This is a genomic window from Candidatus Woesearchaeota archaeon (assembly GCA_016180285.1).
Taxonomy (GTDB): domain Archaea; phylum Nanobdellota; class Nanobdellia; order Woesearchaeales; family JACPBO01; genus JACPBO01.
Genome location: JACPBO010000046.1, coordinates 1 through 12,663, shown reverse-complemented (window position 1 = coordinate 12,663; position 12,663 = coordinate 1). Strand labels below are relative to the sequence as shown.

The following is a 12,663-nucleotide window of genomic DNA, read 5'->3' as shown; positions in this document are numbered from 1 at the left end:
GAAGATGGCACTAAAAACATTGTTGATGCTGCAAACGCAATAAAAGCAAAAGTTATTTACATTTCATCTGTCATTGTGATTGTTCCTCAAAATGTATATGGCAGAACAAAACTGGCCGGGGAAGAATATGTAAAAAATACGAAATATGGGTTTATAATATTAAGGCCTTCCTTGATCATCGGGCTTAGCCCCAATACAACTAATGACCGGCCATTTAACAGAATACTTCAAAATATTGATGAGAAAACACCTGCAATATATGATAATTCATGGAAATTTCAGCCTACATGGCTAGGCCATATTTCAGAGGTTATACAAATATCGCTTGAAAAAAGCATAACAAACGAGATCATTCCAATAGCTGTTTCTGAATTAAAATCCAGATTTGACATTGCAAGGAATATTTTATCATGTTTCAATATTTCAGTAAAGCCAAAAAATGAGAATGATAAAACTCCCGTCATAACTGTTACGCAAGATAAATTAAAACAATTTGGGCTTCCATGTTATACTTATTCAGAGATAATATCCAAAAGTGTAAACGAAATAAAGGGGAGAGAAAAATGAAGCACAAACAGGCAAATAGCATCTTTCATGTTATAAGGCTGGAGAAAGGAGAAAAGATAATTGAGGGCATTCTGGATTTTTGCAGCAAAAATAAGATAAAAAACGCTCTTTTCTTTGGATTGGGGGCAATAAGCAGAGTTGAGCTTATGCATTATGTTGTTGATACAAAGGAGTATTCTTCCAAAATTATAGAAGAGCCGCTGGAGATCGCGAATATGACTGGCAATGTTATGGTCATGGACAGCAAGCCAATACTTCATACGCACATCACAGTTTCTGACAAGGATATGAAGCCTTATGCCGGGCATCTGAAAGAAGCAACAGTTGCAGCAACATGCGAAGTATTCCTTGTAAAGCTGGATTCTGAAATAAGCAGGAAATACAGCGAAGAGATTGGCCTGAATCTTCTTGACATATAAAATGGATAAGAAATTGCTTGTTATAGGCATTGATCCCGGAACAACATCTGCTTATGCTGTGTTTGACATAAACAAGAATCTTATTAAAAAAGATTATTCAAAAGAGCACAATATCAGCAGAATAATCTCAGAAGTGATGAAGCTTGGAAAGCCTTTATTAGTCGGCTCTGACAAGAATCCGCCTTCGAATTTTGTTGTTGAGTTTGCAGCCAAAACAGGAGCTGAATTAATATGGCCTGATAAAGACCTGCTTGTTGAAGAAAAGAAAGAATTATCCAAAGATTTTATTTACAGCAATCCTCATGAGCTTGATGCTGTTTCTTCTGCATTGTTTGTTTTCAAAAGGCTGGCTGCATTGTTTACAAAGCTTGATATTTTTGTAAAGGAGAATAAAATTGAAAACATTGAAAATGAGCTGAAAGAAAAAGTTATCAGAGAAAAGATTTCAATGAAAACTGCTCTGGATGAGATAAAGAAGAAAAATGTTGTTCCCATATATGAAAGAAGAGAAATCATAATAAAACGGCAGCCAGAAGACTATGAAAAGCTGAGAAAAGAGCTTGAATTGGTAAGGGATTTCAATAAGAAATTAAACCAGAGAATAGAGATTTTGCAGGCGAAGAATAAAAAGCTGTTTGAAAGGATCAGCTCAAAGCCCGAAGCAAAGCCTGAAGGAAAATACAAGGAAATGCTCGGGTTCAAGGAAAACAAGATTTTTTCATTGTCAAAAATGAATAAACAGCAAGAGGAGGAATTAAATAAATTAAAAGGCGAGCTTAAGAATATTCATGGCTTTATTTCAAAGATTGGCGATGAGCATTTTCTTGCTAAAAAACTAAATAATTTCACAAATCAGGAATTTGAATCGAAAAATAAAATATTGAACATTGGAAATGAAGATGTTTTGCTTGTTGATGATCCAAATACTTACAGCGAAAAAATAATTGATTCTTTAAAATACAAAGTAAGGTTTGTGATATTCAAAAAAGAGCCGTCAAAGAAATTAAAGGATCAGTTTATCTTTATTAATTCAAAAGATGTTCAGATCGAGGAAAACAGCTATTTTGCAATTGCCAGCAAAAAGGATTTTAAAAGGCAGAAAGAGAAGGCAGATATATTGAATAAGGTTGTGCAGGAATATAGGAAAGAAAAAAGGGATTAAATTTGCAGCTTATCAAAATCCAGCATCATCTTCTTCCCGGTTTTAATGTTCTTTGCGCTTATCTTCTTACCTGTGCCCAGGATCTCCACTTTCTCTCCCTTGTAGGTTATGATATCGCCTTTCTTGATCGCTGAAGGAGTGAATTTCACACTAACGCGGTGCACTTCCTTGCTTGTCTGCCTGTCCATTGTGAAAAGCCTTGTGGTGATCAAAAGCTCACCCCTAAAATGCTTCTTTAATCTTTTGCCCAATTGTATCAGGAATCCGTTGTTGCTCAGATAAAGGTCAACCCCTTTATCAACATCAACTGCTTTCGCTACAAATACGCTTTCGCTTTTTTCCCTGTCAATCTGCGCTTTGACAAAGTTTATGATTTCTTCAGTCGGGTTTCTCAGCTGAAGCGTTCCTTCGTAATAATTTTTATTCATAATTTCATATAAAAACCGATATATTTATAATATTTTTCATTATTTTCATGATGAATGAGCAATGTCCAAAAACAAGGTGCAAAATACGCCTCACTAATTGACAATATCGGAAAGCTCTTAGAGCAGGGCAGAAGGCAGGCATACCAGGCGGTCAATTCTATACTTGTAAAGGCATACCGGGAGATTGGAAAAAGAATTGTCGAATACGAGCAAATGGGCAAAGAAAAAGCAGAGTATGGCACTGCACTTTTAGATAATCTTTCAAGAGACTTAGTTAAAAAATTTGGAAAGGGATTTTCTAGAGACAACTTAGAGAAGATGAGAAAGTTTTACCATCTCTTCAGGAATTCCGAGACACTGTCGCGGAAATTATCTTGGAGCCATTACTGCCTCTTGTTGAGGATAGAAAACAGAGAGCAATAAAAATGAAAAAAATAATTAACTTTTTAAAAAAAACATGGCACTTCATATGGCATGAAGACAGCCTGCTGAGCTGGATCGTCAATATAATACTTGCATTCGTTCTTATAAAATTCATAGTCTATCCCGGATTGGGCCTGGTCCTCGGAACATCCCACCCAATAGTTGCAGTTGTTTCATCAAGCATGGAGCATCATCAGCAATTCGAAGAATGGTGGGCTTCCAATGCGTTGTGCGAGTCAGGGGCGTGCAGCCAGGGCCAGTTTTACCATAATTACAACATTACAAAAGAGGATTTCCAGAAATATCCGCTTGCAAAAGGCTTTAACATAGGAGACATAATGTTTTTGATGAAAGCCGATCCAAAAAGCGTAAAACTAGGGGATATAATTGTTTTCAGAAGCCCATATAGGTCTGATCCGATAATCCACAGGGTTGTCAAGAAATGGGCAGACGGCAATATTTATTATTTCAGGACAAAAGGCGACAACAATGCAGGACATGTGCAGGATGAGCTGCAGATAACTGAAGCGCAGCTTGTTGGAAAAACCCTTTTCAGGGTTCCTTATCTGGGTTATGTGAAAATCGGCTTTGTGAAGTTTTTATGCGTGTTTGGAAAATTTAATTTTTGCGTGAGGTGAATAAAATGTTCTGCCCGAAATGCGGCTCTATAATGGTGCCTAAAAAAGGAATTTGGCAATGCTCGTGCGGCCATAAGGATAAAGGAAAGGAAAGCTTGAAGCTGAAAGATGAGCCAAAAAAAGAAGCCAAGAAAGATATAATGTTTGGCGTTGTGGATGCTGACAAGGAAGTTTTGCCATTGACAGATGCAGAATGCGACAAATGCGGCCACAGCAAGGCATATTTCTGGACAATGCAGACAAGAGCTGGAGATGAAGCTGAAACAAGATTTTACAAGTGCGAGAAATGCAGGCACGTATGGAGAGAATATAAGTAAAATTTAGTTTAAGCGCCTTCCACCACGCATCATATCGATCGATTAGGTGTTCAAAATAGCCGATTAGAAATATTTATAAATAATAGAATTTACTGATATATTGAAATGGACAAATTAGAAAAAGTACTTTGGACACTGGTTGTTTCATCATTCGTAGCTACGATATCTCTCCCTATTGTCGATTACATGCGCCATAAAAGCAGACAGCAAAAACCTTCTAATACAAACCAGATCAGGTACCGCAATAATGAAGTACGTCATGCTTTTGTTTATGCTATGGTTCTTGAGTGGGATAAAGACTATTCCAAAATAGAAAAAATTTCTGCTAGGCTGGGTTTTTATAATGATTTTTTGAAATTTGGGGTTAGTTTGGACAATCTTAAGCCAATATATAAAGAATTGCAGGAATTGACCGGTCTTCCTAATGAAGAGATTGACACTCACATTAAAAAATATGGTATAGCGTTAGATGAACTTAGATTGGCTGAAAAAAGAGGTAACAAGGAAGACGAAGAAAAAGTTAGAAAAGATCTGATATCGATTATTGATAGCATAAGATATTTGTAAATATTCCATAAAGTTTATTTAGAGGGATAAAAAATGAATAATTTTTCAGATTTCTTAAAAGACAAGGAAAAAATAAAGATCATTGCAAAGCCCAATTCTTCTAAAACAGAGATCATCTGCTATGATCAGGAAAAAGGCGCATTAAGGCTGAATGTGAAAGCTCATCCTGAAGAGAACAAGGCGAATATTGAAATCATAAGGTTTTTTAAAAGATTATTGAAAAAAGATGTAAAAATAATCTATGGATTGAAAGACAAGGAGAAGACCATTAAGATAAGATGACGCTTCGTTAATTTTATATAAGGGTGCATGATTCTCTCCCCATGCAATATACTTATCGCTTGTCTGAGAGAGCAATAGATGTTTTAGCCCAATTAGAGCAGCCTTCAAAGAAAACAATCGAAAGGCAGAAATCCGAGGAGTATTTAAATGAAGTTGGAACAGATTTTAAAACAATACAGAAAAACCTTGGACTTTCAATACATCAATTGAGGAGATTGCTGCAGGAAGAGCTTTATGGCGTAGTTGGCGTTTTCTTTCAGAGATTTGATGGGCATTGTTCAACCATTTATATCGGAACATTTCCGGATTTTGAGCAACTTCGTGCTATTAGTGATAGCATAGAGAAAGAAGGGTTTGATGCGAGGTATACAGAGTCTGGGAGAGTTTACAAATCAAAATCAAAAATAATCTCAAGGCAGAAGGGGCTGTATATCCCTGAGTGCATTCAAGAAAAAGTTGAAATGGCTGTTGACAATGAAAACCTGTCATTTGCAGGTGAAATTGAACCATCTACATTGCCAATTCTCGAACATGTTTTAAAAAAATCTTTGGATTTAAGAAGCAAACACGGGAATAATTGGTATCCTGTCTTTTCAGACGCATCTATAGCCAGAGATTTGAACATGCCGTTAGAAGAAGTACAGCATGCCACATCAGATGGAACTGGAATTCTGTGCGAAGAATATCAAATGGTTACTTGTAGAAAATGGCGAAAACGCTTTTTCCTGCCTAGCTGCAGATATGGGACTGTAGAGGATTTATTATATCAAAAACCTTTTAAATAACTAAGATTTTATTGCTGTTTATGACAAAAGCAGTCATATTTGACAGGGACGGGGTAATACTTGATTCTGAATCAGCAAATATAAAGTCTGCGGTTGAAGCATTCAATGAATTGGGAATATCAATAAAAGAAGAGGAAAAAGATCGGATTGCGGGCAGACATCCTAATGATTATAAAAAATTCTTCTTGGAAAAGTATGATTTTTCTTATGAAGAATTTAGAAAAATTCAAAGAAAAACATATTATGAGCTCTTAGAATCAACTCCTTTTTTTGTAAAAACAATTTCTTTGATCAAAAAATTGCATGAACTAAAAATACCTATTGCACTAACTACTTCTTCTAATTTGAAAAGTACTTTGCAAGTTTTAAAAAAAGCCGATTTAGAAAATATTTTTGATGTTATAGTCACATTTGAAGATTATAAAAAGAGAAAGCCAAATCCAGAATCATATGAGATAACTGCAAAAAAATTAGATTTAAACCCGAAGGATTGTGTCGTAATAGAAGATTCATCTGTGGGTGTAGAAGCTGCAAAAAATGCAGGAATGAAATGCATTGCTATCCCGAACAAATATACTGAAAGGCAAGATTTTTCCAAAGCAGATCTAGTTGTTGATTCAGCAGATAAAATAAATATCCGTTTGCTTAATAGCATATAAAAATTAGTATAAATCAACTTATGCTTTCAAATAAATCTTTATGTCAAGCAGACACTAAGATTTACTTATGTTTTGAATATGTCATGAGAATATTTTATCATGATGATCAAAGTCCTCAAGCGTTACTGTTTTTGTTATTTCATCAACATAAAAAGTAAGAACAAAATGGCTGTCGATATGGACCTCTTTCAGATTCTGAAGCGGTGCCCTTAGATTCTTATAATGTTGCGGGTTTAAAACAATTTCCTTGGCTTTTTTCATTATCATTTCATATTGCTTTCTATTTCTCTTAAAAACTTTCGCAAGCTTTTTGTCAAGTTCGGGCTTGATATGAAGAACGTACATGTTTGCTCGCGGCTATTTTTCATACCTTTTTCTAAGGTTTTCTACAGTTCCAACTTTGATAGAAGGCTGTTTGTGTATTCTTAATGCCTTTTTAATGTACTCGGGCTTTAGTTCGGGCTCCAGAATTTCTTCTTTATACTGCTCAGCCATAATTTCAATTGCCTGACTTTTATCCTTTAATCCAAATTTAGCCTTGAGGATATTCAGCACCCTGTTGGCATTATCATTTATGTTTATTATTGCTTGCACCATAATATCACCTTAATATGGCATTAATACAGAATTAATATATAAATATTTCTGTTTTTCTCGCTTAAGCTTTCAAATAAATCTTCGTATCCGGAACATTCAGCTTCACAAGCTCAACCCCTGCTTCTTTGAATAATTCAATTGCATCCTTGTCAGGGTAATCGCTGAATGTGACAAATCTTTTTACTTTGGAATTGACGATCATCTTTGCGCATATGTTGCAAGGCGAATGAGTGCAGTACATTGTTGATCCTTCTGTATGCTTGCCGTGCAATGCTGCCTGTATTATTGCATTCTGCTCTGCATGGACTGCCCTGCATATCTCATGCCTTGTTCCGGAAGGAATTTTAAGCTCATCCCTTAAGCAGCCAAGCTCAAGGCAGTCTTTGCAGCCTCTGGGAGCTCCATTATATCCTGTGCTTATGATGTGCTTGTCTTTAACTAAAACAGCTCCTACATTGTGGCGCTGGCATGTAGCTCTTTCGCCGACAACTGCAGCTATCTTTAAGAAATATTCATCAACACTCGGCCTTGTTGTTTTTCTTTCTCGTTGCTGTTGTTCCTGAACTTGAATTTCTTTTTGCATTATTTCTTTAGATAATTGGATAGCATATATGGTTGTAAGAAAACTCTTGGCTTCCTCTAAAGTAAAAGGCGTGTTTCCGAAATGGCTTTCCCACTCAAACTGAAGTGCGTCTAAACTATTCTCTTTACACAAATTCAAAATAGGTTTCGGCAACCTTTGTAATATGCTCTCATTATTTATTGTTTTTGGTTTTATTTGCATTTTAACATTTTTTAACAACAAGTTCATCTATTTTCTTTCTTAATTCAGCAATTGTTCCGTCATTTAAAATAACTTTGTCAGCCATTTTCATGCATATCCCGAGCTGCTGCTTTGTTTTGTCCTGGCTGAACTCTTTCTGCTCCTGTTCCCTGAACTGCTCCAGTGTTTTGTAAGCTTCCTGCCTTCCAAACCTGTCTTTTAGCCGTTTATATCTCAATTCAATCGGAGCATCAACAGCAATGAAAATGAAATTTTTTAATTTTTTCAGCTCTTTTACTTCTTCAGCATTTCTTATTGAATCTATAATTGTGTTTTTTGATAAATCTATTTTTTCAGCGATCCTCTTTGCAAGTATATTCGCCCCAAACTCTGATCTCAGCTTATTGCCCATGTTTATTAAGCTTTCCCTTGTTTCGGGAATATTCTGTTTTTTCAGCTCTTCCCTGATAGCATCGGATAAAGAAAAATAAGCAAATCCCTTCTGCTTCAGATAATCAGCAGCAGTTGTTTTTCCAGCTCCGTTTGTTCCTGTAAGTCCGATTATGATCTTGATGCACCCCAGAACAATGTCTTATATGTTTATTTATATAGTTTGTGAAAAAAGAGCATCTAGTTAAATTTATATATGTCTTATGGTTATGTTGTTCATTATGAAAAATTTAGCACCAAAAATAACAAGACAAAGATTGGTAATCGAAGGGTTCTTCGAAATTAATGTGACTAGAAAGGTAATGGTTGAATTTTTTAATGGAATCACTAGAAATTTAAATCTTAAAATGTATGGAAAACCGATAATATATGCGACAGGGAAAAAGGGAAAGGCAATAAATCAGGGATTTGATGCGTTTGTTCCATTAATAGATTCTGGAATTGCATTATATGTTTGGGGGAATGCTAAATTTTTTTCAACTGTTATTTACACATGTAAAAAATTCAATGAAAGAGAAGCAGTTAACTTTACAAAAGATTTCTTTAAAGCAAAGAAGACCGCATACAAATCGTTTTAAGACCGTCATCTCGTTTCAGCAAAATAAATACTGAATCTAAAACCATAAAGCATATAAACAAGATATCTAAAATCCATATTGGGGGTTTTATATGAAAGCATATCTTGAGATCATTAAGAGAATTCTTGATGAAGGAGTTGTCAAGAAAGACAGGACTGGAACAGGCACCGTCGCTATTGCAGGGGCTATGTTCCAGCATGACATGGCCGAAGGCTTTCCTTTGCTTACCACTAAAAAAATCCCTTTAAGGCTGGTTGCGTCTGAGCTAGAGTTTTTTATTAAAGGCATTTCAGATAAAAAATGGCTTCAGGAGAGAAACAACCATATCTGGGATGAATGGTGCTCTCCGGAGATAGTTCCTTATTCCCATGATGAAGCAGCAAAAAAGCGAATGATGGAAGAAAGGGATTTAGGGCCGATTTATGGATGGCAGTGGAGGCATTTCGGGGCAAAGTACGAAGGCTATGACAAGGATTATAATGGGAAAGGAGTTGACCAGCTTAAAAGACTAGTTGATGATTTAAAAAATAAGCCGCACAGCAGGCAGATGTTAGTGCTGGCATGGAATCCGGTTGATGTAAACAAAGTAATACCTCCTTTCTGCCATTATGGCTTTCAGGCAACAGTGCTGAATGATAAATTAAATCTCATGTGGAACCAGAGGTCTGTTGACAGCGCATTAGGCCTGCCTTTTAATATTGCGAGCTATGGGTTATTGCTGCATCTGCTTGCTAAAGAAACCGGCCTTAAAGAGGGAAAGCTTGTTGGCTTCTTGGGAGACACGCACATATATTTAAATCATATTGAAGGATTGAAAGAGCAGCTTAAAAGAGCGCCATTCAGGCTGCCTTCAATAAAAACAGAGAATTTCAAGTCCATATTTGACTGGAAATTTGAAGACACAAAAGCTGAAAATTATGAGTCTCATCCAACAATAAAATTTGAGATAGCGGTGTAAGAAATGACTGAAATAATCGTGATTGTTGCAGTTGCTCAGAACAATGTGATCGGCAATAAAGGTGATATTCCCTGGAGAATACAGGAGGATTTCCAGCATTTCAAGGAAGCAACATGGGGCCATCCCTGCATTATGGGCGATAAAACTTACGAGTCATTGCCTGAAAATGCAAAGCCTCTTCCCGGAAGAGAGAACATTGTGCTTACTTTTGACAAAAGCTACAAACCGGAAGGAACAACAATATTCTTTGATTTCAATGAAGCAATAGAGTACTGCAGGAAAAAAGGCGTGGAGAAGGCATTCATTACAGGAGGGGCAAGCATCTACAAGCTTGGATTAAAAATAGCAGATACATTTGAGCTGACGAGGATATACAAAGATTATGAAGGCGATGTTTTATTCCCTGAAATTAATTTCAATGAATGGGAGCTGATCAAGAAAGAAGATAAGGAAGGAAAAGATAAAAAAACAGGGGAAAATGTTAAGTTTTCTTTCCTGACTTACAAGAGAAAGAGAAAATGAAAACAGAAGAGCTGAAATCATCAGACATCGAAGTGTATAATGCAATCCAAAACGAATTAGAAAGGCAAAGAACAGAATTAAACATGATCCCTTCTGAAAGTTATGCAAGCAGGGCTGTTCTAGAGGCAGTTGGAAGCGTGCTTAACAATAAGTATGCTGAAGGCTATCCTAAAAAAAGATATTATCAGGGAAACAGGTATTGCGATGAAATAGAGCTTATTGCAATCGAAAGGGCCAAAAAACTGTTTAATGCAGAGCACGCAAATGTGCAGCCAAATTCAGGAAGCCCTGCAAACATGGCAATTTATTTTTCTGTGTTAAATCCCGGCGAAAAAATAATGGGCATGGACTTGAGCCATGGCGGCCACTTAACTCATGGAAGCCCTGTAAATTTCTCAGGAAAGCTTTTCAGCTTTGCGCATTACGGCGTTGACAAAGAAACTGAAATGCTAGATATGGACAAAGTGAGGGAAATTGCGCTGAAAGAAAAGCCAAAGATGATTGTTTCAGGCTATACTGCATACCCAAGAACAGTTGATTTCAGAAGATTTAATGAAATAGCCCAAGAAATAGGGGCATATTCAATGGCAGACATATCCCATATTGCCGGGCTTATAGTCGGAGATGTTCATCCTTCTCCGCTGCCGTTTACAGATTTTGTGATGACAACAACGCACAAAACATTAAGAGGCCCAAGAAGCGCCATCATTCTTTGCAAAGAAAAATATGCAGCTCAGCTGGACAAGGCAGTATTCCCTGGCTTGCAGGGCGGCCCTCATGAGCACACTATAGCCGGAAAGGCTGTGTGCTTTAAGGAAGCAATGGAGCCTGAGTTCAGGCAGTATGCATTGCAGATTGTAAAAAATGCAAAAGCTCTTGCAGAAACACTCATGGCTAAGGGCATAAAGCTGGTTTCAAACGGGACAGACAATCATCTGATTTTAATTGACCTTATCAAGACAAAATCAATTGGAAAACAAGGCATGGGCAGGGAAATGGCTGTTGCGCTTGAAGAAGCAGGAATAGTCCTTAATGCAAACACAATTCCATTTGACCCTTCAACTCCATTCAAGCCATCCGGACTAAGATTAGGAACCCCTATACTGGCGCAGAGGGGAATGAAAGAAGATGAAATGAAGCAGGTCGGAGAATGGATCGCAGATATTATTGAGCATCCAACTGATGCTGCATTAAAGCAGAAAGTAAGGCAGAATGTTCTTGATCTTTGCAGAAGGTTTCCGGTTTACTGAGCAAGTCGCAGATAGATTTATAAAATTATCAAGATCATCTAAACACATGTTAACGAGAATACTTGATACTTCGGGCATAGATATGGCTGATCCGGAAATTAAATCTGAATTAGAAACTGATTTAAGAAGAATGGACAGATTAAAACATGAAAATATTCCTGAAGGAGTTAACACATATAGGGTAAAAGTATCTCCTTCTACCAGAACTTACATGCCTGGATTGCATAGGTTCAGATTTGAAATCAGATATGGGAATATGAAGGATAGTGAATTTGAACCTAAAGGCGAAACTGTATTCCATCAAACTGAAACGCTTCCAATGATATAGCGCCTTTTCGCCATCTAAAATTCAGATAAGCGCGTATATTTCACAGCCCTAGCTCTTTATAGAACAGAATATAATTAAGGAGCCGGGGCTTTGTATTCAAATTATATCTAAGTTGTGGTATCAGTATATAAAATTTATATCTTACTTTTGAACTATGGATGGTAAACTTATAGAAAATTTCAAAAGAGACTTTTTAGCAATAAAGGAAAAAGGATGGATTCCTTCAAATCGATTTCATGACACCGGAATAGGCAAGACTTTTGAAGATTTTATTGGAGTAATAGAGAATAATAAGGCTTCTGCAGATTATAAGGGAGAAATAGAATTAAAGTCTACTAGAGAGTTATCCGAATCAATGATTACTCTATTTACTAAATCTCCTAATCCTCGCGGTGTAAATACAAAGTTAAGAGAAAGATTTGGTTATTTTGATGAAGAATATAAAGATATGAAAATATTACACACTACTTTTTCTGCTGACAAATATAATGCCTGTAAAAGCAAATTTTGTTTTGGATTGGAGATTGACGAACAAAATAAACGGATTGACATAAAAGTAAAACAGATCGACGCAGATAAAATTGAGGAAATAGAGGCTTATTATCCATTTGAATTATTAAAGAAAATAATAGAAACTAAATGCAAGAGCATTATTCTACTTGATGCCGAATCAAAAAAAGAGAAAGGGGCAGAATCATTTAAGTTCAATAAAGCAATTTTGCTTACTGGATTGACATTTGATGGTTTTTTGAAAGCTGTAAAAGAAGCCAGCATAAAATACGATATAAGATTGGGTGTTTATAGGAGCGGAAAAAATTTAGGCAAAACACACGACCACGGTTCTGGTTTCAGGATTGTAAGAAATAGTATTCCAAAAGTGTTCAAAGTTGAAGAAATTTGATTATTGTTTCTCAATAATAACTATCCATTCTTCGTTCATGGTTGCAGCATGATTGCCGGCTATGTTTGT

General features: G+C 36.3%; 21 protein-coding genes. 16 read left to right on the top strand and 5 right to left on the bottom strand.

Annotated features, from left to right (window positions below):
- The 3 genes from HYU07_07805 to HYU07_07795 all read left to right on the top strand — a co-directional run.
- Positions 1-567 (top strand): sugar nucleotide-binding protein (locus HYU07_07805; protein MBI2130102.1); only part of this gene is annotated, 567 nt, incomplete at its 5' end.
- The gene (locus HYU07_07800; GenBank protein ID MBI2130101.1) at positions 564-986 is read left to right on the top strand and encodes a DNA-binding protein; all 423 of its coding nucleotides are present in this window, start codon (positions 564-566) and stop codon (positions 984-986) included. The genes HYU07_07805 and HYU07_07800, both read left to right, overlap by 4 nt.
- 1 nt (position 987) lies before the next feature.
- Positions 988-2,148, top strand: a complete 1,161-nt coding sequence (locus HYU07_07795) for a DUF460 domain-containing protein (protein ID MBI2130100.1) — start codon at positions 988-990, stop codon at positions 2,146-2,148.
- On the opposite strand, the gene HYU07_07790 is transcribed toward HYU07_07795, so the two are convergent.
- Complete coding sequence (locus HYU07_07790) at positions 2,145-2,576, bottom strand: hypothetical protein (protein ID MBI2130099.1); 432 nt, start codon at positions 2,574-2,576, stop codon at positions 2,145-2,147. The two genes, HYU07_07795 and HYU07_07790, sit on opposite strands and share 4 nt — an antisense overlap.
- A gap of 54 nt (positions 2,577-2,630) precedes the next feature.
- On the opposite strand from HYU07_07790, the gene HYU07_07785 reads away from it, so the two are divergent.
- The 7 genes from HYU07_07785 to HYU07_07755 all read left to right on the top strand — a co-directional run bounded on the left by HYU07_07785 (position 2,631) and on the right by HYU07_07755 (position 6,247).
- Positions 2,631-2,999, top strand: a complete 369-nt coding sequence (locus tag HYU07_07785) for a hypothetical protein (protein MBI2130098.1) — start codon at positions 2,631-2,633, stop codon at positions 2,997-2,999.
- A gap of 2 nt (positions 3,000-3,001) precedes the next feature.
- Positions 3,002-3,637: a signal peptidase I gene (locus HYU07_07780; GenBank protein MBI2130097.1), complete on the top strand. Its 636-nt coding sequence runs from the start codon at positions 3,002-3,004 to the stop codon at positions 3,635-3,637.
- A 5-nt stretch (positions 3,638-3,642) separates the two neighbouring features.
- The gene (locus HYU07_07775; GenBank protein ID MBI2130096.1) at positions 3,643-3,954 is read left to right on the top strand and encodes a transcription factor S; all 312 of its coding nucleotides are present in this window, start codon (positions 3,643-3,645) and stop codon (positions 3,952-3,954) included.
- Between the two features lie 105 nt (positions 3,955-4,059).
- Positions 4,060-4,521, top strand: coding sequence for a hypothetical protein (locus HYU07_07770; protein ID MBI2130095.1), 462 nt, complete (start codon positions 4,060-4,062; stop codon positions 4,519-4,521).
- 33 nt (positions 4,522-4,554) lie between these two features.
- Positions 4,555-4,803, top strand: coding sequence for a DUF167 domain-containing protein (locus tag HYU07_07765; protein ID MBI2130094.1), 249 nt, complete (start codon positions 4,555-4,557; stop codon positions 4,801-4,803).
- A 41-nt stretch (positions 4,804-4,844) separates the two neighbouring features.
- The gene (locus HYU07_07760) at positions 4,845-5,588 is read left to right on the top strand and encodes a hypothetical protein (protein MBI2130093.1); all 744 of its coding nucleotides are present in this window, start codon (positions 4,845-4,847) and stop codon (positions 5,586-5,588) included.
- A gap of 20 nt (positions 5,589-5,608) precedes the next feature.
- Complete coding sequence (locus HYU07_07755; GenBank protein MBI2130092.1) at positions 5,609-6,247, top strand: HAD family phosphatase; 639 nt, start codon at positions 5,609-5,611, stop codon at positions 6,245-6,247.
- Between the two features lie 81 nt (positions 6,248-6,328).
- Here the strand turns inward: HYU07_07755 and HYU07_07750 are convergent, their stop codons facing one another.
- The 4 genes from HYU07_07750 to HYU07_07735 all read right to left on the bottom strand — a co-directional run bounded on the left by HYU07_07750 (position 6,329) and on the right by HYU07_07735 (position 8,196).
- Positions 6,329-6,592 carry a hypothetical protein gene (locus HYU07_07750; GenBank protein MBI2130091.1) on the bottom strand — a complete coding sequence of 88 codons (264 nt, stop codon included), beginning with the start codon at positions 6,590-6,592 and terminating at the stop codon, positions 6,329-6,331.
- Between the two features lie 12 nt (positions 6,593-6,604).
- The gene (locus tag HYU07_07745; GenBank protein MBI2130090.1) at positions 6,605-6,844 is read right to left on the bottom strand and encodes a DUF2683 family protein; all 240 of its coding nucleotides are present in this window, start codon (positions 6,842-6,844) and stop codon (positions 6,605-6,607) included.
- A gap of 61 nt (positions 6,845-6,905) precedes the next feature.
- Positions 6,906-7,427 (bottom strand): dCMP deaminase family protein, encoded by a 522-nt coding sequence (locus HYU07_07740; protein ID MBI2130089.1) that lies wholly within the window; start codon positions 7,425-7,427, stop codon positions 6,906-6,908.
- 202 nt (positions 7,428-7,629) lie between these two features.
- Positions 7,630-8,196, bottom strand: a complete 567-nt coding sequence (locus HYU07_07735; GenBank protein MBI2130088.1) for an AAA family ATPase — start codon at positions 8,194-8,196, stop codon at positions 7,630-7,632.
- A gap of 82 nt (positions 8,197-8,278) precedes the next feature.
- On the opposite strand from HYU07_07735, the gene HYU07_07730 reads away from it, so the two are divergent.
- The 6 genes from HYU07_07730 to HYU07_07705 all read left to right on the top strand — a co-directional run bounded on the left by HYU07_07730 (position 8,279) and on the right by HYU07_07705 (position 12,594).
- Positions 8,279-8,635, top strand: a complete 357-nt coding sequence (locus HYU07_07730; GenBank protein ID MBI2130087.1) for a hypothetical protein — start codon at positions 8,279-8,281, stop codon at positions 8,633-8,635.
- Between the two features lie 91 nt (positions 8,636-8,726).
- Positions 8,727-9,593, top strand: a complete 867-nt coding sequence (thyA, locus tag HYU07_07725; GenBank protein ID MBI2130086.1) for a thymidylate synthase — start codon at positions 8,727-8,729, stop codon at positions 9,591-9,593.
- Positions 9,594-9,596: 3 nt separating this feature from the next.
- Entirely contained in the window at positions 9,597-10,115 is a 519-nt protein-coding gene (locus HYU07_07720; protein MBI2130085.1) for a dihydrofolate reductase, read from the top strand.
- A complete protein-coding gene (locus tag HYU07_07715) occupies positions 10,112-11,365 on the top strand; it encodes a serine hydroxymethyltransferase (GenBank protein ID MBI2130084.1) in 1,254 nt (417 codons plus the stop codon). Before HYU07_07720 ends, HYU07_07715 begins: the two co-directional genes overlap by 4 nt.
- Before the next feature lie 82 nt (positions 11,366-11,447).
- Entirely contained in the window at positions 11,448-11,693 is a 246-nt protein-coding gene (locus HYU07_07710; protein ID MBI2130083.1) for a hypothetical protein, read from the top strand.
- A gap of 154 nt (positions 11,694-11,847) precedes the next feature.
- Positions 11,848-12,594 (top strand): MvaI/BcnI restriction endonuclease family protein, encoded by a 747-nt coding sequence (locus HYU07_07705; GenBank protein ID MBI2130082.1) that lies wholly within the window; start codon positions 11,848-11,850, stop codon positions 12,592-12,594.
- Positions 12,595-12,663 lie beyond the last annotated feature (69 nt).